Raw genomic sequence first — 19,458 nt, forward strand, 5'->3', positions numbered from 1 at the left:
TTTCAGACGGTCAGATTCGGTTTCATCAGATTCAGGTTCTGAAACAGATTGTTAGGCAGAGAAAAAGGATGTACTATCATTAGAAGATGGAAGTATATCCTTTTTATATTGGCTGATCCAGAAAAGAACATTATGGAGGCGGAAAGCGAGCAGGAGGATGCGAAATAGTATGCAGAAAAAAGAAAAAGGAATCGGGCAGCCTGACCGGATCCTGTCGTATTTCAAAGCTCAGTGGCCTGTGCTGCTCATTGTCACCCTGACGGGGCTGATCTACAATATAGGACTTCTTGCCGGCCCGTGGTTTGAAGGAAAAATGGCGGGCTGTCTTGTTGATGTGCTTGGGAAAAGGGCAGGTTTTTCTGATATGCTGGCGCTTGTTATCAGCTATGTGGTTACGATTGCGGTGGTGCAGATCGCCAGATATTGTAAGCGCTTTTATGTGCGGCGCTTTGCCAACAATGTAAACCGGCAGATGAAGGAGATCCTGTACAGCAGTCTGGTGCAGAAAAGCCGGACGGAGCTTGAGGAGGAAGGAGCCGGCAATGTGATGACCAAAGCGATCCTGGATGTGGATGACTGCGTGGAGGGAATGAGGAAGTTTACAACAGAGATCTTTGATACGGGAGTTGCCCTGATCGCCTATGCAGGAATGCTGCTTTTCTACGACTGGCGGCTGGCACTGCTTTGTATGCTGTTTCCACCTATCTCCTACATAGTGGCAGAGAAGATGAAAGGGATCGTGCAGAGAACGGGAGCCATTTATAAGGAAAAATCCGGAGCATTAAGTGCAGCGACACTGGACCTGGCTTTTAATGCGATCACCTACCGGATTTATGGATGTGAAGAAGAGCGGAAAGCAGCTTATGAAAAGGAGCTTTCTTCTTATGAAAAGGCTGCTGTGAAAGCCAATATCTGGAGCAGCACGCTTCCACCGGTTTACCGGGTCATATCCATGGCAGGCGTATTGTTTATCCTGTATTTTGGCAGCAGGAATGTACTGGGGATCGGCTGGAAAGTTTTTGATGTAGCAGTGTTTACTACATTTCTTTCCTGCTTTGCCAGGCTGTCAGTGAAATCCTCCAGTGCGGCGAAGCTGTTCAATGCCGTGCATAAGGCGCAGGTGTCCTGGAGGCGGATCAAACCACTGATGAAGGCAACACCATTTCCGGAGACAAAAGAGGAAGCAGCCGGGGAACTGGTACTTTCCCATGTCAGCTTTTCTTACCCTGGCGGAGGTACGATTTACAGGGATGTGAGCCTGCAGGCAGAGCCGGGAGAGATCATAGGCGTTACCGGGCCGGTGGCCTGTGGAAAGTCCACCTTTGGCAAGACCTTTCTGTGCGAATATCCCTATGAAGGAAGCATTACTTTTGGCGGCAGAGAGCTGCAGGAACTGACGGATGCAGAGCGCAGCGGCAGCATTGGATATCTTGGGCATGATCCGGAGCTGTTTGATGATACGATAAGAAACAACATCCTTCTTGGAAAAGACGAGGATCCGGGTCCGCTTCTGAAAGCGGTATGCCTTTATCAGGAAGTGGAGGAAATGGAGCAGGGCATGGACACCGTAGTGGGAAATGGCGGCATCCGGCTTTCAGGCGGTCAGGCAAAGCGACTTGCACTTGCCAGAACGCTCTGCCACAAGAGACCGGTTCTGGTGCTGGACGATCCTTTTTCAGCGCTGGATAAAGAGACAGAAAAGCAGGTATTTGCGAGCCTGAAAAAGCTGGCGGCAGACAGCATCGTGATCCTTTTGTCACACAGACTGTATCTGTTTCCGCAGATGGATCAGGTGATCTTTATGGAAAAGGGACGGGTCATCATTGGCAGTCATGAAAGTGTCCTGAAGAACTGCCCTGAATACAGGAAACTGTATGGGGAGCAGGAAGGAGGGGCGGACAGATGAAAAACAGAAAAAGTGTCAGCAGCATCATCTGGCGGACTATAAGGAAAAAGAGCTTTCTTTCGGCAGGGATTGTATTCGCTGTGGCAGCCTCTGTCGTGACAGCCCTGCTGCTGCCCCTGATCCTTGGTAAGGTGATCGATATGATAACGGCAGGTAAGGAGCCAGCTCTTATCCTGATCCTTTCGTATTTTGGGCTGACAGCCCTGACCGGTTTTTCTGAAAGCTTCAGGGAAGGACTTCTGACAGTATTTGGACAGAAAATCACCCATGCCCTGCGCAGCAGCCTGATGGACAAATACACTCATCTGACGGCAGATTCCCTGACGGGACAGGAGCCAGGTGCTGTAGTATCCCGGTTTGTAGGGGATGTGGATATGGTGGAAAAGCTGTTTACCTCCGGGATCATCAGTATGTTTGCTGATGCCTTCAGGATCATCAGTATTCTTGTAGTGATCTGGGTGAAAAACAGAGGACTTGCCATTGTACTTGCTGTGATTCTGCCATTCCTGTTCTGGTTTACCAGAAGGGTTCAGAAAAGTATGCTTGCTGCTCAGGTGGAGAACAGAAGGGCAGTTGGACGGGCTTCCGGCTGCGTGCCGGAAACGTTACATAATATCAGGACGATCCACTGTCTGCAGAAAGAGAAATATATGACAGAGCGTTATGACCGGTATATCGGGGAAAGCTACCGGGCGGTGGAACGGTCCAATTTCTGTGATGCCATTTATTCGCCGGTGATCCTGATCCTGAATGCAGTTGTAGTGGCAGTTGTCATGCTTTTGTCGGCATCTGGGAATGCACAGGTGCTGACGCTCTTTGGAATGAGTGCCGGTACAGCCGTAGCAGTGATCAATTATATTTCCCAGATCTTTGGACCGGTGGAAAGTCTTGGCATGGAGATCCAGACGATCCAGTCAGCAATAGCCGGCGTGCACAGGATCAATGAATTCATGGGACTGGAGGAAAAGGAAGAAGTGACCGGTCGGCAGGAAGCGTTGAAGCAGAGTCAGGCGGCTGTCTGGGAAGGGGATGCGGAACAGGATGAAATCATTGCAGAATTTCAGCATGTCACCTTCGGTTACCGGGAGCAGGACATTCTGCAGGATTTCAGTTTCCAGATCAGAAAAGGAGAGCAGATCACACTGGCTGGCAGAACCGGAGCAGGGAAAAGTACGATCTTCAAGCTGCTGCTCGGATTGTATGAGCCAAAGAAGGGCAGTGTATTGATAAATGGCAGAAGAGCCGGAACAGTGGGAGAAAAGGAGAAAAGGAAGCTGTTTGGCTATGTAGAGCAGACCTTCCATCAGGTTCCAGGTACGGTAAGAGACCAGATCACTTTGTTTGATCCTGCGATCACGCCGGAAATGGCAGAGGAGGCAGCCAGGCTGGCAGGACTTCATGAAACGGTTATGGCACTGGAAAAAGGCTATGACACGCCCTGCATGGAGGGGATTTTTTCAGAGGGACAGTGGCAGCTTCTGTCGATTGCGAGGGCAGTGGCGGCAGGGCCGAAGATCCTTCTACTGGATGAGATCACGGCAAATCTGGATGCACAGACAGAAAAAGAAGTATTACGAGCACTGCAGAGAGCAGCAGATGGAAGAACGGTGATCTCCATTTCCCACAGGATAAATGCCAGAACCGGAAGAGTGATCACCGTGAGAATGCTATAAACAAAGTATATTCTATGTGTTACAGAAGAGGTAAAAAGCATGAAAAAGATAATATCCTTTATGAAAAAAGAAACCGTGCTGACTATCGCCACACTGCTGGCGGTAGTGTCGGCATTTTTTGTTAAGCCGGACAGGCAGTATATCGGCTATATCGATTTCCGGACACTGGGTATCCTGTTTGGCCTGATGGTGATCATGCAGGGATTTCAGCGGACGGGATTGTTTGACCGGATTGGAAAAAGCCTGCTGCAGAAGACGGGAAAGCTCTGGCAGCTGATCCTTGTGCTTGTCATGCTGTGCTTCATTTTCAGCATGCTGATCACCAATGATGTATCACTGCTTACCTTTGTACCCTTCAGTATCTTAGTCCTTAAAAAGTGTGGACAGGAACAGGCGATGATCCCGACAGTGATCCTACAGACAGTGGCAGCTAATCTTGGCAGTATGCTGACACCGATCGGAAATCCACAGAATCTGTATCTGTACGGGCTTATGGACTGTAGTATTCCGGAATTTATGGGGATCTTGTTACCTTACACTGTGATGACATTTGTTCTTCTTCTGCTCTCCCTGTTATGTATCAGGGGAAAAGGACAGGAGATTTCCTGCAGGATGGAAGAGGGGACGGAGATAAAGCAGAGCAGGAAACACCGGAATCTGATCTATGGGCTGTTGTTTCTGCTTGCGCTGCTTGTGGTAGCCAGGATCCTTCCATATGGTGTCCTTGTGACAGCTGTGTTTTTGTACACGATCATTTTTGACAGAGAGGCTCTGAAAGGAGCGGATTATGCTCTGCTGGTTACCTTTATCAGTTTCTTTGTACTGATTGGGAATCTTGGCAGGATCAGCCTGATCCGGGAAGCACTGGAGCGTTTTGTGAGTGGACGGGAGATCCTGACAGGGGTTCTGGCAAGCCAGGTGATCAGCAATGTACCGGCAGCAGTACTTCTTTCCGGTTTTACAGAAAATTACAGAGATCTGCTGGTCGGGGTGAATCTTGGTGGTCTTGGTACCCTGATCGCATCTATGGCCAGCCTGATCTCTTTTAAGCTTTATACAAAGTGTTATAAGGAAAACAGAGGCAGATATCTCAGATGGTTTACGCTTGTGAATATCATTTATCTGTTTCTTCTGTTGACAGCAGCTCTTTACTTGTACCGATAGACGAAATATTGTATAATACACCGAAAAGAATGAAATCAGGAACGGAAGAGAATACGATGGATTTTGGCAATATGATGAAGCTCATGGGAGCATGGAACACCTTTAAAAGAAATCATCCGAAATTCCCGGCCTTCTGCAGGGCAGTGCATGCAAAGGGACTTAGGGAAGACAGCGTGGTGGAGATCATTGTGACGACACCGGAAGGTGAGAGGATCGAGACAAGCCTTAAGGTAAAGGCTGAGGATCTGGAGCTGATCCGGAATCTGACAGGCATGGTATCGTAGATGGCAGAGAGAATGAACCAGAAGCTGAAGATCCTTTATCTGATGAAGATTCTTCTCGAAAAGACGGATGAAACACACAGTATCACCGTACAGGAGATGATCACAGCGCTGGCCTCCTATGGGATCACGGCGGAGAGGAAAAGTCTTTACAGTGATCTGGAGAGTCTGCGTACCTATGGTCTTGATGTGATCGGTGTGCAGGAAAACCGGAATTATTATTATCATGTGGGAAACCGGCAGTTTGAACTGGCAGAATTAAAGCTTCTGGTAGATTCTGTGCAGTCAGCCAGATTTATTACGGCCCGTAAGTCAGCAGAGCTGATCCATAAGATCGAAGGACTGGCAAGCCAGTATGAGGCTTCCAAGCTGAACCGTCAGGTCTATGTGACGGAACGGGTCAAGACTATGAACGAAAGCATTTATTATAATGTAGACAGTATCCACACAGCGATCAGCGAGAATGCACAGATCCGCTTCCAGTATTTTAACTGGAATGTGGATAAAGAGATGCTTCTTCGCCGGAACGGTGGATATTATGAGATCAGCCCCTGGGCGCTGACCTGGAATGACGAGAATTACTACCTGGTAGGCTATGACAGCAGTGAAACGAAGATCAAGCATTTCCGGGTAGACAAGATGCTTCATATTGAAATGCTTCCGGAGAAACGGGAGGGCAGGGAAGTTTTTCAGGAATTTGATATGGCGGTCTATGAACGGAAGATGTTTGGCATGTTTGACGGCAGGGAAGAGAACGTGAAGCTGCTCTGTGATAATGCCATGGCAGGGATCGTGATCGACCGCTTTGGAAAAAACGTTCCTTTTCTGAAAAAGGACGCAGAGCATTTCACGATGAATGTGAAGGTAGCGGTGAGCAGGCAGTTCTTTTCCTGGGTCATGGGTCTTGGAAGCGGCATACAGATCATCGGTCCTGTATGGGTCGTGGATGAAATGAAGGAAGAAATACGTAGATTATCGAAGCAGTATTTACAGGAGAATCAGCATGAAAGTGGTATTACAGGATCTGACGAAAAAATTTAAGAGCCGGGATAAAAAGGGAAAGGGTGAAGTGGTTGCGGTAGATCATTTTACCTTTGAAATACCGGACGGGGAACTGGTAGGGCTCCTTGGTCCTTCCGGCTGTGGCAAGAGCACCACCCTTTTTATGATCTGCGGGCTGCAGAAGCCCACAGAAGGAAGGATCTTTTTTGGAGAAGATGATGTGACGGAGCTGCCGCCGGAGAATCGTGGTGTGGGTGTAGTATTTCAGAATTATGCACTGTATCCGCATCTGAGCGTGCTGCAGAATATCACCTTTCCACTGGAGAATCTGAAGGGTAAGGATAAGCTGACAAAGGATGAGATGAAAGAGAAGGCCATGGAAGCGGCAAGGCTTGTACAGATCGAGAAGCTGGTGGACAGAAAGCCAGGTGAGCTTTCCGGTGGTCAGCAGCAGAGAGTTGCCATCGCAAGGGCTCTTGTAAAGATGCCAAGGGTTCTTCTTCTGGATGAGCCGCTGTCCAATCTGGATGCAAGACTCCGCCTGCAGACAAGGGAGGAGATCCGCAGAATCCAGAAGGAAACAGGAATTACCACAGTGTTTGTCACCCACGATCAGGAAGAGGCTATGAGCATTTCGGACAGGATCGTTGTTATGAAAGAGGGAGTGATCCAGCAGACAGGAAGGCCTCAGGAGGTCTATGAGAACCCGGCGAATCTGTTTGTGGCAAGGTTTCTTGGAACACCACAGATCAATCTGTTTGAAGGCCGCGTGGAGAAGGGACAGCTTCTGATCGGAGAGGAAGCTGTGCTTTCTGTCAGAGGGGTGGAGGATCAGCCGGTTACTGTGGGAATCCGTCCGGAAGGCTTTCTCCTGCGGGAGGATGGGCCCTTGTCACTTGACCTGGTACGTGTAGAGGTGATGGGAAGAGATATCAGTGTGGTCTCTACAAGTGCGGTGTCCATAAATCCCACGGTGCGATCTATTATTGATGCAGAAATGCGGCTGCAGGTGAAGGAAAAGAAGGTGTGCTTCGCCCTTCGTCCGTCAAAGGTGCTGCTGTTCCATAAGGAAACAGAAGAGAGGATCTATCCGGAGGAAGCTGAGTGATGGAAAATAAAAATGGAAAAGCGTTTCTATATCTGCTGCCGGCGATTCTGTTCCTTGGCTGCTTTATGGTATATCCGCTGATCGATGTATTTGTGTATTCTATGGAGGAGGGATACAATTTTGCCTCCCAGACCTATTTTTCTATTGGAACCTACAATTTTTCCTTTGTACTTCACGATCCCTATTTTCTGCAGGCAGTGAAGAATACCCTTCTGATGGTTGTGATCACGGTACCCATTTCTACAGGGATCGCTCTGCTGATCTCACTGGCGCTCAGCTCTATCGGACCGCTGCAGAAGCTGTTCCAGACTATCTATTTCCTGCCGTATGTGACGAATACACTGGCAGTTGGTCTGGTATTCATGATTTTGTTTAAAAAGACAGCCTATACAGATGGACTTGTGAACCTGATCCTGAAATGGTTTGGTGCTTCTTCGGTGGATTTCATTGACGGGCCTTACTGGGCGAAGATGTTTGTGCTGTGCTTTTATATCATCTGGGTAGTCATGCCGTTCAAGATCCTGCTGCTGACAAGTGCGCTGGCATCTGTAGACCGGAATTATTACAATGCCGCAAGAGTAGATGGGACGTCTTCTTTCCGGATCTTTTATAAGATCACACTTCCCATGATCTCACCCACCTGCTTTTATCTGATCATCACAGGCTTTATCGGAGCCTTCAAGGAATACAGCGATGCGGTGGCACTGTTTGGGACTGACCTGAATGCAGCGGAGATGAATACCATTGTAGGCTACGTGTATGACATGCTGTATGGGGACAGCGGTGGATATCCGTCCTATGCATCGGCAGCGGCGATCCTGCTGTTTGTCATTATCCTTACGATCACCTGCATTAATCTCATGGTAAGCAAAAAGCACGTATATTATTAAGGGAAAAGAGCATGGAACCTAATACAGATTATGAAGTAATTGAAAAAAAGGCAAGGAACAGGAAACGGCTGTCACAAACGATCCTGTATATCCTGCTGACGATATGGGCAGTACTGGTATGCTTTCCTTTTTACTGGATGCTGCTGACCTCCGTAAAAGGGTACGGAGAATATAATTCCGAATATATCCCAAGGTTTTTTACCCTGTCACCTACGCTGAAGAATTATGCGGATGCCTTTATCAGTGTGCCGCTTGGCAGATATCTGCTGAATACGCTGATCTTTACAGTGATCACGACAGCGCTGATGCTGGTGGTCATTACGCTGGCAGCCTACGCCTTTGCCAGACTGGAATTTAAGGGAAAGAATCTGATCTTTACACTGTTTCTTTCTCTGATGATGATTCCGAATGAACTGGTGATCATCACGAACTTTGCTACGGTCACAAGCTTAAATCTGAGAAATACCTTTGCAGGTCTGATCCTGCCGTCGGTAACCAGTGTGTTCTACATATATTTGTTGAAGGAAAATTTTGCGCAGGTACCGGATTCTCTTTATTATGCGGCCAAGGTGGACGGAACCTCTGACCTGAAATATCTGTGGAGGGTCATGATCCCCATCTGCAGACCAACGCTGGTCACAGTAGGGATCCTGAAGGTGATCGAATGCTGGAACTCCTATGTATGGCCAAGGCTGATCACAGACAATGAAAGGTATTATCTGGTGTCAAATGGTATTCAGGAGATCCGTGAGAACGGCTTTGGAAGAGAAAATATACCGGCCATGATGGCAGCAGTAGTGATCATATCATTGCCATTGATCGTACTGTTTCTGATTTTCCGGGAAAAGATCATGAGTGGGGTATCCCAGGGAGGAACCAAGGGATGAGAGCATGGAAGAACCGGCTGCAGAGAGGCCGGGAAGACCGAAAAAGAAAACTGGCAGCAGTGTCTGCCGGAGTGGCCTGTGCAGTACTTTTTCTGACAGGCTGCCATGGATCAAAGGGGCTTTCAGCCTTTGCTGTTCCGGAAAGCTTTGATGAAACAAGGAACTATGAGATCACCTTCTGGGCAAAAAATGATACCAATAAAACCCAGACAGCCATTTATCAGAAGGCCATTACGGACTTTGAAGGGATATATCCGAATATCCGGGTAAACTTACGGCTTTATACGAATTACGGTGATATTTACAATGATGTGATTACGAATATTTCTACAGGAACCACACCGAATGTCTGCATCACCTATCCGGATCATATCGCCACCTATCTGACAGGTACAAATGTGGTGGTACCGTTAGATGATCTGTTTGCAGATGCTTCCTATGGACTTGGGGGAGATCAGGTAAGGTTTGATTCTGTGAAGGAAGAGGAGATCGTTCCGCAGTTCCTGAAGGAATGCAGCTTTGATGATCATTATTATGCACTTCCTTACATGCGCTCCACAGAAGCCTGCTATGTGAATAAAACCTATGTGGAAAAGCTGGGCTACACGCTGCCGGAAACATTGACCTGGGATTTTATATGGGAGGTTTCCGAAGCGGCCATGGAAAAGGATGCAGACGGAAATTTCAAGGTAAATGGACAGAATGTCATGATCCCGTTCCTGTATAAGTCCACAGACAATATGATGATCCAGATGCTGTATCAGAAGGGTGCAGGCTATTCGGATGAAGCAGGGAATATTGAGATATTCAATGATACTACGGCAGAGCTGCTGAAGACAATTGCAGGGCATGCTGAAACCAAGGCATTTTCTACCTTTAAGATTTCCAGCTATCCCGCCAATTTCCTGAATGCCGGACAGTGTATATTCGCTGTGGACTCCACAGCAGGGGCAACCTGGATGGGAACGGATGCACCGCTTTGCGATATCAGTGAGGATAAGCTGGTTTCCTTTGAAACAGAGGTAATGATGGTGCCCCAGTTTGATCCCGGGAACCCTAAGATGATCTCCCAGGGACCGTCTGTCTGTATTTTTAACAAGGCAGATCCGCAGGAGGTGCTGGCTTCCTGGCTGTTTACCCAGTATCTTCTGTCAGATGAGGTGCAGACAGCCTATGCAGAAACGGAAGGGTATCTTCCGGTAACTACTAGGGCACAGCAGTCGGAAGAATATCAGGATTATCTTGCCAGGATCGGAGAGGACAATAATGTCCATTATGAAGTAAAGATCAAAGCGTCAGAGCTGCTGATGGCACATCTTGATGATACCTTTGTGACACCGGTATTCAACGGATCGGCTTCCCTGCGTGACGGGGCAGGCCAGCTTATAGAGAGTACGGTAAAGTCGGTAAGAAGGGGAGAAACGGTGGATGATGCCTATATCAGTAAGCTGTACAGTGATGTGACCTCCCTGTACAGGCTGAAGAGGGGAAGTACAGCGACCGGTGAGAAGGAGGAGCTTGGTCCGCTTCCTGTGACAGCGAAGCTTCTTCTGGGAAGCCTGATCACAGTATGGGTGATTCTGCTGCTTATCTTCAGTCTGCAAATAATTAAAAAATACAGGGAAAATCACAAAAAAGATTGATTTATAGTTAAAACTTCATTACAATGACAGAGGATTGAAGCCCGCTGATGATAAAATTTCTTATGAGGCTTCAGAATGGAGGAAAATATGAAAAAGTATTTGGCAGTGCTTCTTGCAGCAGCTATGGTATTTACGCTGGCAGGCTGTGGCAGCAAGGATGCAGGAACAGATGAGAAGTCAGAAGGTGTTATGACCTATGAAGAGTACATGGCAGCACCGCTTGACAGTGAAGTGGTAATTGAAACCTATGTGCAGGCAAAGCAGTCCTGGTGGGATGATCAGGCAACTGTTTATTCTCAGGATAAGGATGGCGCTTACTTCCTTTACAATATGGCATGCTCCGAGGAGGATTATGAAAAGCTTGTTCCCGGAACCAAGATCAAGGTGACCGGTTACAAATCTGAGTGGTCCGGTGAAGTAGAGGTGACTGATGCTGTATTCGAGATCGAGGATGGCAGCTATGTAGCAGAGGCAGAAGATGTAACTTCTCTGCTTGGCACAGATGAACTGATTGATCATCAGAATGAGTTTGTAGCCTTCAAGGGAATGACAGTAGAGGATTCCGGTGATGGCGCAGCCTTCCTGTACAGCTGGGATGGCTCAGGCAGTGATGGGGATGATCTTTATTTCCAGGTATCTTACAATGGACAGACCTATACCTTTACCATAGAATCCTATCTTTGCGATAATACAACGGAAGTATATCAGACCGTAAAGAACCTGAAGGTTGGTGATACTGTGGATATGGAAGGCTTTCTTTACTGGTATGAGGGTGTAAATCCTCACATCACATCTGTAACTGTTAAATAACAGAACCAGATTACAGGAATTTTCTGCCGGCTGCTCATAGCACTGATTGGTGTCCTGCTTATTTCAGAAGATGGACACCCTTGTCAAGCAGGGAAAATCCTCTGTCAGCCAGTCCCTTCTGGTAACATTCTGTAGAAGAAGAGGTTCCGGAAAGGACTGGAAGTACAGAAGGGGGAAGAGCCTTTTTACAGGCTGACTCAATAATGGACATAAACTGATCTGTGATCTCTGCACCGCCAATAACTATTTTATCCGGGTTGAGAAGACAGATTATATTGATCACGATCTGGGATAGAAGACCGGCTCTTTCATCAGCCTCAGCACAGAGCAGCTGGCTTTCCACGCTCTGCCTGTTACCGATCTGCATATAACCGGCTTCTCCGGCAAAGCTTGCAAAGCCGTGGTATAACCTGCGCCCGATGATAATACCGGCACCGAGACCGGTGCCATTTATCTGCAGATAGATCAGGTTCTGACAGTCAGATTCATCTATCTTGAGATAGCCAAGAGCTGTAGCGTTGATGTCATTGATGACGGAAACCGGAAGCGGAAACCTTTTTCGCAGTATAGCTCCTATGTCCTGATCTTCCCATTCGGGGATCTGGGAGATGGCATATACAGTGCCTTTTTCTGAAACAGCGCCAGGCAGGCCGATGGATATGGCACCGGTATCAGGAGCTTCTTCCAGGAGCTTTTCGATTACTGTACAGAGCTCTTCTGTGTAGGAGGCACCATCCTGATGCTTACAGGTAAAGGAACACTCCTCTGTCAGGTTCATATCCGTTATACAGCAGGAAAACCCGTTCATGGTCACTGTAATGCAGGCAATCGCAGACCGCTTGCTGTTCAGTGTAAAAACCTCAGCCTTTCTGCCACCGGTGGAATCAGCGCTGCCAAGAGAAAGAACGGTGTTGTCGGTCATCAGCTCACGGATGAGCTGATTTACAGTCGGCTGGCTGATCTTTGTATAATTACACAGTTCTACACGGCTTGCAGAGCCGAGTGTCTGAAGCGCATCTACGATCAGACTGATATTTATTTCTTTCATGACCGCTGGTTTACCGGTCAGTTCTTTTTTTCTTGTCAAAGCTTTTATTTCCTTTCTTTTATGTCCTGCAGGATGAACAGAGCCATTCTGACAGCACCGGTCACAGGCTTCCGGGTAGGGAGCACAGGATAAGCTGCAGGGGCAGCGGTGCGTACAGCTTCCATAAAGGGATCAAGAAGCAGAGGATCATCTGAGTGGAACAGACTGCCGATCAGAACGACAGGTACCTGTTCATTTTCCATATGAAGTCTCCGGATTACTGCAGCAGCATAGAGCCCTTCCTCATGGCCTAGATCCTGGATCAGCATACGGCAGACAGAGTCACCGCTGTTGGCAAGCTGAAAGACAGTGATAGGAAGCTGATAGCGTTCCTTGTCGGAAAGAGGGTTCTGCTTTAAGAGCCGGCATACATCTTCCATCGTGGAAACACCGAAAATGGGAGGGACTGCTGCTTCAAGAGCTGATTTCTCATAGGTCCCTTCGTCAGACCGGAAGGCATAATGCAGTGCTTTTTCTACCAGATCACCACCGCCGCCATAGTTGCCAAGGCGGTAATCCAGGTTACGGAGCGTCAGCTCATCACCCTGTCTGTTACGGCCGGCATGTCCGGCGCCGGTTCCACAGATGGAAACAACACCAAAGGGCTCCTTTAAGGCAGAGTACATGCCGATCCAGGCATCATGCACTACCCGGAAGGGAACGCCGGGCAGTACTTTTTCGGCAGCCGGATTTAACAGGGCAAGATCATCTTCACCGTCAGCACCTGACATACCAAGCACAGCGTAGGAGAGATCCTGAAGAGTAAGGTCTGCCTCCTTAAGGGCGGCAGAGACCGCAAGCTGCAGGTTCTTCTCTGTCTGCCTGATTCCAAACAGCTGGTGCTGGGAAGCCCCGGCAAGGCCTTCAGCAAGAATGTTTTCGTTTTCATCTGCGATCACGCAGTGGGTTTTAGTTCCACCGGCATCAATACCAAGTACATACATGACAGGGCTCCTTTCTCACCGGATTACTGAAAGAAGGCGGGCAGGTAAGCCCTGTGCGCTTCTAACAGCTCATTCAGGATACCTTTGGCATCTCTGACATCATGGATAAGGGGATTGTTTAACAGGGCAATGAGTGCCTTGTTCCTGTCTCCGGTTATGGCAGCTTCAATAGTATACTCTTCATAAGCCTTGACCTGACCGATCAGACCAAGTACGGAAGCAGGAACGTCAGAAGCAAGGGGAGCGGCACCATTTCTGCCGATGCGGCAGTTTACCTCGATAACGACATCGTCAGGCAGCTGGGGGATAATTCCATTGTTAAAAACATCCACAACCTGGACATCGTTTGTATCATTGTAGATACTGTCGATCAGGCAGATGGCAGCCATGGAATACCTTGCGCCGCCACGCTTTGCCAGTGCGGCAGGCTTTTCCCTGAGGTTTATATCCTTATAGCATTCAAAGAGGTTCTTTTCCACCTCCTTTACCTGAGCTGCCCTTGTGCCGGTAAGACCGATCGCTTCCATTTTTTCATGCTGGAGAGCTTCCTTTTCGGTGTAAAAATACTGCATATAAGGAGAAAGAAGGCAGCCAAGCTCCTTAGCTACAGCATCCATTTCCGCATCCTTCTGAATATTCTTTACAACACTTTCTGTGTTTTCAACGCTGACAGCATCCAGGATCCTGTCTTTGCCCTGATAATAAGCGTGGTTCATGACGCTTAAGTGGTTCAGACCGATGAAGCGGCAGTCAAGCTCGTCAGGAGAAACGGAAAGGCGTTCTGCTGCGTCATAACGCATATTGATGGATACGTTGCAAAGTCCAATACATTTTACCTTGGTATTCTTCAGAATCGCTTCTGTAATGATACCGGATGGATTGGTGAAGTTGATAAGCCATGCATCCTTACAGACCTCTTCCATATCGTGGCAGATGGAGAGCATGACGGGAATGGTACGGAGTGCTTTGAAGAATCCACCGGGACCGGTTGTCTCCTGGCCGATCACATCATATTTAAGCGGGATCCGCTCATCCTTTTCCCTGGCATCCAGACCACCTACACGGATCTGTGCGATAACAAAGGAAGCATCTTTAAGACCCTCTCTCCTGTCGAGTGTGTAACGGACAGAAATGGGAAGTCCGGCCTTCTCTACCATACGCTTTGCAAAGGCTGTGTTAATGGAAACCTTTTCCTCGCCTTCTGGAATATCGATCAGGACGACCTCTGTGACAGGAAGGGAATCCTTGTGGTTGATGATGCCTTCCATTAATTCAGGTGTGTAGCTGCTTCCTCCGCCGATAACTGCAATTTTCATAGTCTTGATACCTCCTCTATTTAAACTTATTTAATAATCTTTAATAAGTACAATATGATACTAACACAAGACTGAAGGTTATGCAAGAGGTTTGATGAAACTTTTTTAAAAAAATTAAATAAGTAGCAGCCTGATTGATGCAGTATAGGAGAACAGGAGGATCAGAAGCTGTGTCCGCCACCGCCGCCTGAGCTTCCTCCTCCGCCACCGCCACCTGAGCTTCCTCCACCGCTGCTGGAAGGGTTATAAACCTTGGTAGTGGTTGTTTTTTTGGCAGCTGCATTGCGGAAGGCAAAGGAGGCCTGACCGGCAGAAAGAAGCTCTTCATCAGAGCATTTTCGGCTGCGGGAAAGAAAGCTTACCAGGAAATAATTCAGCAGGGCAGAAAGAAGAAGAGCCAGCAGGGCATTGCTGATATATTTCATGGGCATGGCAATTTTCTGTCCCTCAAGCAGAGAGGCAATCTGGTCGAAGGCATTGTCTGCGCAGGTGAAGTAGTCTCCATCTGAAGCGTAGGTATATATATTATCGGTTATAACGTTGGCATAAGAGGTTGTAACTGTCCTGTAAACATCACCATCACTGAATATGTACAGCTCGCGGTTATCCATATCGATCAGAAACAGGGTACCATTCACCACGCCGCTGCCAAATGTTTCGTGGAAATAGGAACGGGCGTAGGAGGAGGTTGACTGTGGATTATAGTCAATGCTTTTGAAGGCCACATTGCCATAATAGCTGACACGTTCCATGGTATCGGCGAGAAGATTCTTTTCTTCCGTAGTCAGAAGAGCCGCGTCATCCTCGATCAGGATGTCGTAGCCGGTTTCCGGATTATACCAGGAGAAGGATGCGGATTCTTCTGCCAATACAGTGCCGGCAGGCAGAAGACCGGCAGCCAGTAGAGATAAAAGAACCGCCATTGTTACAGCTTTCAGGAGCTTTTGGGAAACGTGTTTTGTGATATTTTCAATATAGCAGATCAGGTATTTCATGCGTCATTCCCCTTTCTGGTAAACTGCGGAAGAGGCCTTGTAGCCAGTGTATTATATTTCAGCAGAATGGCTGCCATGGTAAACAGTGTGCACAGGAAAGTAAGGAAGCAGCCGCCATAGTACCAGATATCGGATACCGGATCTATCATAAGAACGATAATGGCGATCACAAGGGCAAACAGGGAACCAAGGAACCCGGGAAGCTGCGTGCCGAAAAGAGGAGCTTTACTGTAAGTCCAGAATTCCCCGAAGGTCATGGTAAAGGTTGCTTTCTTTGTTTTTTTCTTTGACTTTTTTTTCGTCTGTCTGGCGGCAAGATCCTGATAGCCTTTATCATCAAGCCTTGTTTCCCGGCGGTAGATCTTACGGGTTTCCAGCCAGAACAGGATAAAGGTGACCACAGACAGGAGGGCAGACAGTATCAGAAGCCCGGTCGGTGTCAGGATAAGTACAGGATTTAGCAGGAAAAAAAGCAGAACTGCAAGAAGCAGTGTGCTGATCAGGTATTTCACCGGATCAATCGGAATATCTGCAGAGATCTTCCCGGTCTGTCCGTTGATGGTGGCATAGGCCACACGGTCTTTATGCCGGTAGGACATGAACCAGACAGGATACATAAGAGCTTCCGGGCGTTTTGTTTTCGTGCAGAGAGAGGTATTCTGACTGGAGAGTGTAATGCCGGGATCCGGATGAAGGCCTTTGAAGGGCTTCATCTCCCTGATCTTCTTCATGCTGGCAGTGTTGGCGATCTGCTTGGCGTCTTCGATATAAACAGTTTCCCCGATATCAGAGATATCTGCATAGAAACCGCTCAAAAAGGCGGGGGTAAACTGCTTTTCGTCACAGGGCTGATAAGGAGCGATCTGTCTGCTGATAGTATCGTCAAGAGTAGCTGAGGCATCAAAGGAAAGATGGCTGTAGGAGGCATCGATATCGCCTGTGAGACGGTAATGATCGGTGTAATCATAGCTGCCCTTGCGATATTGTTTTTTCCCTTTGAGCTGCGCAGCTCCCTTCTGTACTACATGATAGCAGTAATAGGGAATGTATATGCCGCGGAACTGGTTCAGCGCTTTTTCCTGCTTCAGCTCCTTTGGAGCGAAAAGGGCACGGCGCATCCGGCCAAGATAAGCCTTTTTACAGGAATCCTCCGTAATTTTAAAGGGAATGATGCGTACAGGCCGCTTTTCATTGGAAAGCCGGCCGGACAAAATGGTAGAAGCGCCACAGAAGCTGCAGAATTCTGCTGCAGAATTATCGGTACTCAGGATCTCTCCGCCACACTGCGGACAGGTGAAAATAGTTGCTTCAAAGGCAAAGAGTTCTTCTGCGTCATTTTCCTTTTTCAGGGAATACGGATCAAAGGTTGTCTGGCAGTAATCACATTTCATCAGCTGATCTTCAATGCTGAATTTCAGATTACCGCCACAGTTTGGGCATTCGTACATAGGATATCCTTTCTTTTCTATGACTTTTGACAAGAAAATTGAACTTGCCACTTGCGAAGATACGGGTAATCTCTTATTCTATAGTAGCGAAAACAGAGCAGATGTTCAATAAAAGAATTTGAGGAAATGTTTGAGGAAATGTATATGAAATACAAAGCAGTGATTTTTGACATGGATGGAGTGATTTTTGATTCAGAGCGGCTGAGTCTGGCCTGCTGGGAGGAGACAGCGAAGAAATTCGGACTGACAGGCATTGAAAGATACTGTGATCTGTCAAGGGGTGTCAATGAAGCAGGGTCAGCTAAGATCTTTTACAGCCTTTATGGGGAAAATGGCCTGACCTATGAGGAATGCCGGGCAGAAAATTCAAGACTCTTTCATTCAAGGTATGATGGAGGCAGGCTGCCGATGAAGAAGGGTGTGACAGAGTTGCTTCCTTATCTGAAGGAAAAGGGATGGATCGTGGGACTGGCTTCTTCGACCAAGGAGGCTACTGTGACGCAGGAGATCCGGGATGCGGGACTGATGCCGTATTTTGATAACCTGACCTGTGGGGATATGCTTAAGAAAAGCAAGCCAGAGCCGGATATTTTCCTGATGGCATGTGAAAAGCTTGCTGTGAAGCCGCAGGAAGCCATTATCATAGAAGATTCCCATAATGGGATCCGGGCAGCCAGCCGTGCCGGGGCAACGCCTGTAATGGTGCCGGATATGATGCCGGTGACAGAGGAGATGAAGGAGCTTGCCTATAAGATCTGCAAAGACCTGCTGGAGGTAAGGATCTGGCTCGACAAAAACTTCCCAAGGGATTAAATTATAGAAATAAACTATTTGCATGGTTGATTTTAAAGAAGGGACGGTTTGGATAGAATAGTGACTGTATTACAATGCTGAACGGTGGTGAAACAGTGACAGTCAACTATGAGGATCTGGGAAAACGGATCAGAAGGAAACGGTCTGAAAATCATATATCACAGGCGGCTCTTGCTGAAATGATCCAGGTATCGGTGCAGCATATGAGTAATGTGGAAAATGCCAAAACCAAGGCAAGCCTGGAAACAGTGATAGAGATTGCCAATGCGCTGGACTGTTCACTGGATGAGCTGGTCTGCGGAAGCCTGAAGAAACAGAGCAGGCAGATCTATCAGGATGAGGTGGCATTGCTGCTTGAGGTCATGCCGGACAGCGAACTGAAGATCATGCCGGATGTCCTGAAAAACATAGATTATATTTATCGTACCGGTGTAAAAAGTGCACAGAAAGAAAACGATTAGAGCAGTCATGTGGAGAAGCCCCATATGGCTGCTTTTCTTGTGCTATTTTTCAATGTGTGATATAGTAAATCTAACTATCAAAATGCAGGAGGTAGACAATTGAAGCTGCTCAGTGCGATTGTGCCCTGTTACAATGAAGAAGAGAATGTTCCCTATTTCTATGAGGAATTTATCAAAAACGAACCATACTTTGAGGCTCATGAGATCGGCTTTGAGCTGTGGTATATAGATGACGGTTCCAGAGATGGAACCCTTTCTGAGATCAGGAAGCTGCAGGAAAAGGATCCGCGGATACACTATGTATCCTTTTCAAGGAATTTTGGTAAAGAAGCAGCGCTCTATGCCGGATTTGAAAAGGCACAGGGGGATTATGTGGCATGTATGGATGCAGATCTGCAGGATCCGCCGTCACTCCTGCCGCAGATGTTTGAAGATATTGCAGCAGGCTATGATACTGTGGCCACAAGACGTGTGACAAGAAAGGGAGAACCCCCGATCAGATCACTGTTTGCCAGATTGTTCTACAGGCTGATGAACCGTTTTTCAGAGACGGAGATCGTGGATGGAGCCAGAGACTTCAGGCTGATGACAAGACAGGTGGCAGATGCCATCCTTTCCATGAAGGAGTACAACCGCTTTACCAAGGGGATTTACGGCTTTGTGGGCTTTAAGACAAAGTGGATCGAGTTTGAAAATGTGGAGCGTAAGAAGGGAGAAACAAAGTGGTCCTTCTGGAAGCTCTTTATATATTCCCTGGAAGGGATCACCTCCTTTACGACTGCGCCGCTGGCATTCGCAGCTTTTATGGGAGTTGCTTTCTGCCTGGTTTCGTTTGGGCTGATCATCTTTACGATCATAAGGAAAGCAATTTTTGGAGATCCGACCTCCGGATGGCCATCACTCGTATGTATTATTTCACTGATCAGCGGTGTACAGCTGTTCTGCCTTGGAATTGTCGGCGAGTATCTTGCCAAGACGTATATGGAGGTAAAAAATCGTCCAATCTATCTTGTAAAAGAGGAACGATAGC

At 47.7% G+C, this 19,458-nt stretch carries 18 protein-coding genes; 13 read left to right on the forward strand and 5 right to left on the reverse strand.

Annotated features, from left to right (window positions below; translation table 11 throughout):
- Positions 1-169: 169 nt before the first annotated feature.
- The 10 genes from WJQ40_RS04115 (at position 170) to WJQ40_RS04160 (ending at position 11,364) form a co-directional block, all read left to right on the forward strand.
- Positions 170-1,906, forward strand: a complete 1,737-nt coding sequence (locus WJQ40_RS04115; protein WP_337538059.1) for an ABC transporter ATP-binding protein — start codon at positions 170-172, stop codon at positions 1,904-1,906.
- Positions 1,903-3,579, forward strand: coding sequence for an ABC transporter ATP-binding protein (locus WJQ40_RS04120; RefSeq protein WP_337538060.1), 1,677 nt, complete (start codon positions 1,903-1,905; stop codon positions 3,577-3,579). Before WJQ40_RS04115 ends, WJQ40_RS04120 begins: the two co-directional genes overlap by 4 nt.
- Before the next feature lie 39 nt (positions 3,580-3,618).
- Positions 3,619-4,743, forward strand: a complete 1,125-nt coding sequence (locus tag WJQ40_RS04125) for an SLC13 family permease (protein WP_337538061.1) — start codon at positions 3,619-3,621, stop codon at positions 4,741-4,743.
- Between the two features lie 56 nt (positions 4,744-4,799).
- A complete protein-coding gene (locus WJQ40_RS04130; protein ID WP_262574882.1) occupies positions 4,800-5,027 on the forward strand; it encodes a hypothetical protein in 228 nt (75 codons plus the stop codon).
- Positions 5,028-6,065: a WYL domain-containing protein gene (locus WJQ40_RS04135; protein WP_337538064.1), complete on the forward strand. Its 1,038-nt coding sequence runs from the start codon at positions 5,028-5,030 to the stop codon at positions 6,063-6,065.
- Entirely contained in the window at positions 6,028-7,134 is a 1,107-nt protein-coding gene (locus WJQ40_RS04140) for an ABC transporter ATP-binding protein (protein WP_337538066.1), read from the forward strand. The genes WJQ40_RS04135 and WJQ40_RS04140 overlap by 38 nt, the downstream gene beginning before the upstream one ends.
- A complete protein-coding gene (locus WJQ40_RS04145) occupies positions 7,134-8,024 on the forward strand; it encodes a sugar ABC transporter permease (RefSeq protein WP_337538068.1) in 891 nt (296 codons plus the stop codon). Before WJQ40_RS04140 ends, WJQ40_RS04145 begins: the two co-directional genes overlap by 1 nt.
- Positions 8,025-8,035: 11 nt before the next feature.
- Positions 8,036-8,911, forward strand: coding sequence for a carbohydrate ABC transporter permease (locus WJQ40_RS04150; RefSeq protein ID WP_337538070.1), 876 nt, complete (start codon positions 8,036-8,038; stop codon positions 8,909-8,911).
- Complete coding sequence (locus WJQ40_RS04155) at positions 8,908-10,554, forward strand: extracellular solute-binding protein (RefSeq protein ID WP_337538071.1); 1,647 nt, start codon at positions 8,908-8,910, stop codon at positions 10,552-10,554. The genes WJQ40_RS04150 and WJQ40_RS04155 overlap by 4 nt, the downstream gene beginning before the upstream one ends.
- An 87-nt stretch (positions 10,555-10,641) precedes the next feature.
- The gene (locus WJQ40_RS04160) at positions 10,642-11,364 is read left to right on the forward strand and encodes a hypothetical protein (protein WP_337538073.1); all 723 of its coding nucleotides are present in this window, start codon (positions 10,642-10,644) and stop codon (positions 11,362-11,364) included.
- Between the two features lie 58 nt (positions 11,365-11,422).
- On the opposite strand, the gene WJQ40_RS04165 is transcribed toward WJQ40_RS04160, so the two are convergent.
- From WJQ40_RS04165 to WJQ40_RS04185, 5 genes are all read right to left on the reverse strand, one after another.
- Positions 11,423-12,451, reverse strand: a complete 1,029-nt coding sequence (locus WJQ40_RS04165) for an ROK family protein (RefSeq protein ID WP_337538075.1) — start codon at positions 12,449-12,451, stop codon at positions 11,423-11,425.
- Positions 12,452-12,456: 5 nt separating this feature from the next.
- A complete protein-coding gene (locus WJQ40_RS04170) occupies positions 12,457-13,395 on the reverse strand; it encodes a BadF/BadG/BcrA/BcrD ATPase family protein (protein ID WP_337538076.1) in 939 nt (312 codons plus the stop codon).
- A gap of 23 nt (positions 13,396-13,418) precedes the next feature.
- Positions 13,419-14,711: a 6-phospho-beta-glucosidase gene (locus WJQ40_RS04175; RefSeq protein ID WP_337538078.1), complete on the reverse strand. Its 1,293-nt coding sequence runs from the start codon at positions 14,709-14,711 to the stop codon at positions 13,419-13,421.
- Positions 14,712-14,872: 161 nt separating this feature from the next.
- On the reverse strand, positions 14,873-15,706 hold the full coding sequence (locus tag WJQ40_RS04180; RefSeq protein WP_337538080.1) for a TPM domain-containing protein: 834 nt from the start codon (positions 15,704-15,706) through the stop codon (positions 14,873-14,875).
- The gene (locus tag WJQ40_RS04185) at positions 15,703-17,154 is read right to left on the reverse strand and encodes a hypothetical protein (RefSeq protein ID WP_337538082.1); all 1,452 of its coding nucleotides are present in this window, start codon (positions 17,152-17,154) and stop codon (positions 15,703-15,705) included. The genes WJQ40_RS04180 and WJQ40_RS04185 overlap by 4 nt, the downstream gene beginning before the upstream one ends.
- Before the next feature lie 144 nt (positions 17,155-17,298).
- Here WJQ40_RS04185 and WJQ40_RS04190 point away from each other — a divergent pair, with 144 nt between their 5' ends.
- The 3 genes from WJQ40_RS04190 (at position 17,299) to WJQ40_RS04200 (ending at position 19,457) form a co-directional block, all read left to right on the forward strand.
- A complete protein-coding gene (locus WJQ40_RS04190; RefSeq protein WP_262574897.1) occupies positions 17,299-17,967 on the forward strand; it encodes an HAD family phosphatase in 669 nt (222 codons plus the stop codon).
- A gap of 74 nt (positions 17,968-18,041) precedes the next feature.
- Positions 18,042-18,428: a helix-turn-helix transcriptional regulator gene (locus WJQ40_RS04195; protein ID WP_118798012.1), complete on the forward strand. Its 387-nt coding sequence runs from the start codon at positions 18,042-18,044 to the stop codon at positions 18,426-18,428.
- A 99-nt stretch (positions 18,429-18,527) separates the two neighbouring features.
- Positions 18,528-19,457: a glycosyltransferase family 2 protein gene (locus WJQ40_RS04200; RefSeq protein WP_118798013.1), complete on the forward strand. Its 930-nt coding sequence runs from the start codon at positions 18,528-18,530 to the stop codon at positions 19,455-19,457.
- Position 19,458 lies beyond the last annotated feature (1 nt).

Source organism: Suilimivivens sp. (assembly GCF_037359455.1).
Taxonomy (GTDB): domain Bacteria; phylum Bacillota; class Clostridia; order Lachnospirales; family Lachnospiraceae; genus Suilimivivens; species Suilimivivens aceti.

What these genes read in the sequence shown, in the direction of transcription:
- WJQ40_RS04115 (WP_337538059.1), top strand. Translation starts at nt 170, where the DNA reads ATGCAGAAAAAAGAAAAAGGAATCGGGCAGCCTGACCGGATCCTGTCG.
- WJQ40_RS04120 (WP_337538060.1), top strand. Translation starts at nt 1,903, where the DNA reads ATGAAAAACAGAAAAAGTGTCAGCAGCATCATCTGGCGGACTATAAGG.
- WJQ40_RS04125 (WP_337538061.1), top strand. Translation starts at nt 3,619, where the DNA reads ATGAAAAAGATAATATCCTTTATGAAAAAAGAAACCGTGCTGACTATC.
- WJQ40_RS04130 (WP_262574882.1), top strand. Translation starts at nt 4,800, where the DNA reads ATGGATTTTGGCAATATGATGAAGCTCATGGGAGCATGGAACACCTTT.
- WJQ40_RS04135 (WP_337538064.1), top strand. Translation starts at nt 5,028, where the DNA reads ATGGCAGAGAGAATGAACCAGAAGCTGAAGATCCTTTATCTGATGAAG.
- WJQ40_RS04140 (WP_337538066.1), top strand. Translation starts at nt 6,028, where the DNA reads ATGAAAGTGGTATTACAGGATCTGACGAAAAAATTTAAGAGCCGGGAT.
- WJQ40_RS04145 (WP_337538068.1), top strand. Translation starts at nt 7,134, where the DNA reads ATGGAAAATAAAAATGGAAAAGCGTTTCTATATCTGCTGCCGGCGATT.
- WJQ40_RS04150 (WP_337538070.1), top strand. Translation starts at nt 8,036, where the DNA reads ATGGAACCTAATACAGATTATGAAGTAATTGAAAAAAAGGCAAGGAAC.
- WJQ40_RS04155 (WP_337538071.1), top strand. Translation starts at nt 8,908, where the DNA reads ATGAGAGCATGGAAGAACCGGCTGCAGAGAGGCCGGGAAGACCGAAAA.
- WJQ40_RS04160 (WP_337538073.1), top strand. Translation starts at nt 10,642, where the DNA reads ATGAAAAAGTATTTGGCAGTGCTTCTTGCAGCAGCTATGGTATTTACG.
- WJQ40_RS04170 (WP_337538076.1), bottom strand. Translation starts at nt 13,395, where the DNA reads ATGTATGTACTTGGTATTGATGCCGGTGGAACTAAAACCCACTGCGTG.
- WJQ40_RS04175 (WP_337538078.1), bottom strand. Translation starts at nt 14,711, where the DNA reads ATGAAAATTGCAGTTATCGGCGGAGGAAGCAGCTACACACCTGAATTA.
- WJQ40_RS04180 (WP_337538080.1), bottom strand. Translation starts at nt 15,706, where the DNA reads ATGAAATACCTGATCTGCTATATTGAAAATATCACAAAACACGTTTCC.
- WJQ40_RS04185 (WP_337538082.1), bottom strand. Translation starts at nt 17,154, where the DNA reads ATGTACGAATGCCCAAACTGTGGCGGTAATCTGAAATTCAGCATTGAA.
- WJQ40_RS04190 (WP_262574897.1), top strand. Translation starts at nt 17,299, where the DNA reads ATGAAATACAAAGCAGTGATTTTTGACATGGATGGAGTGATTTTTGAT.
- WJQ40_RS04195 (WP_118798012.1), top strand. Translation starts at nt 18,042, where the DNA reads ATGCTGAACGGTGGTGAAACAGTGACAGTCAACTATGAGGATCTGGGA.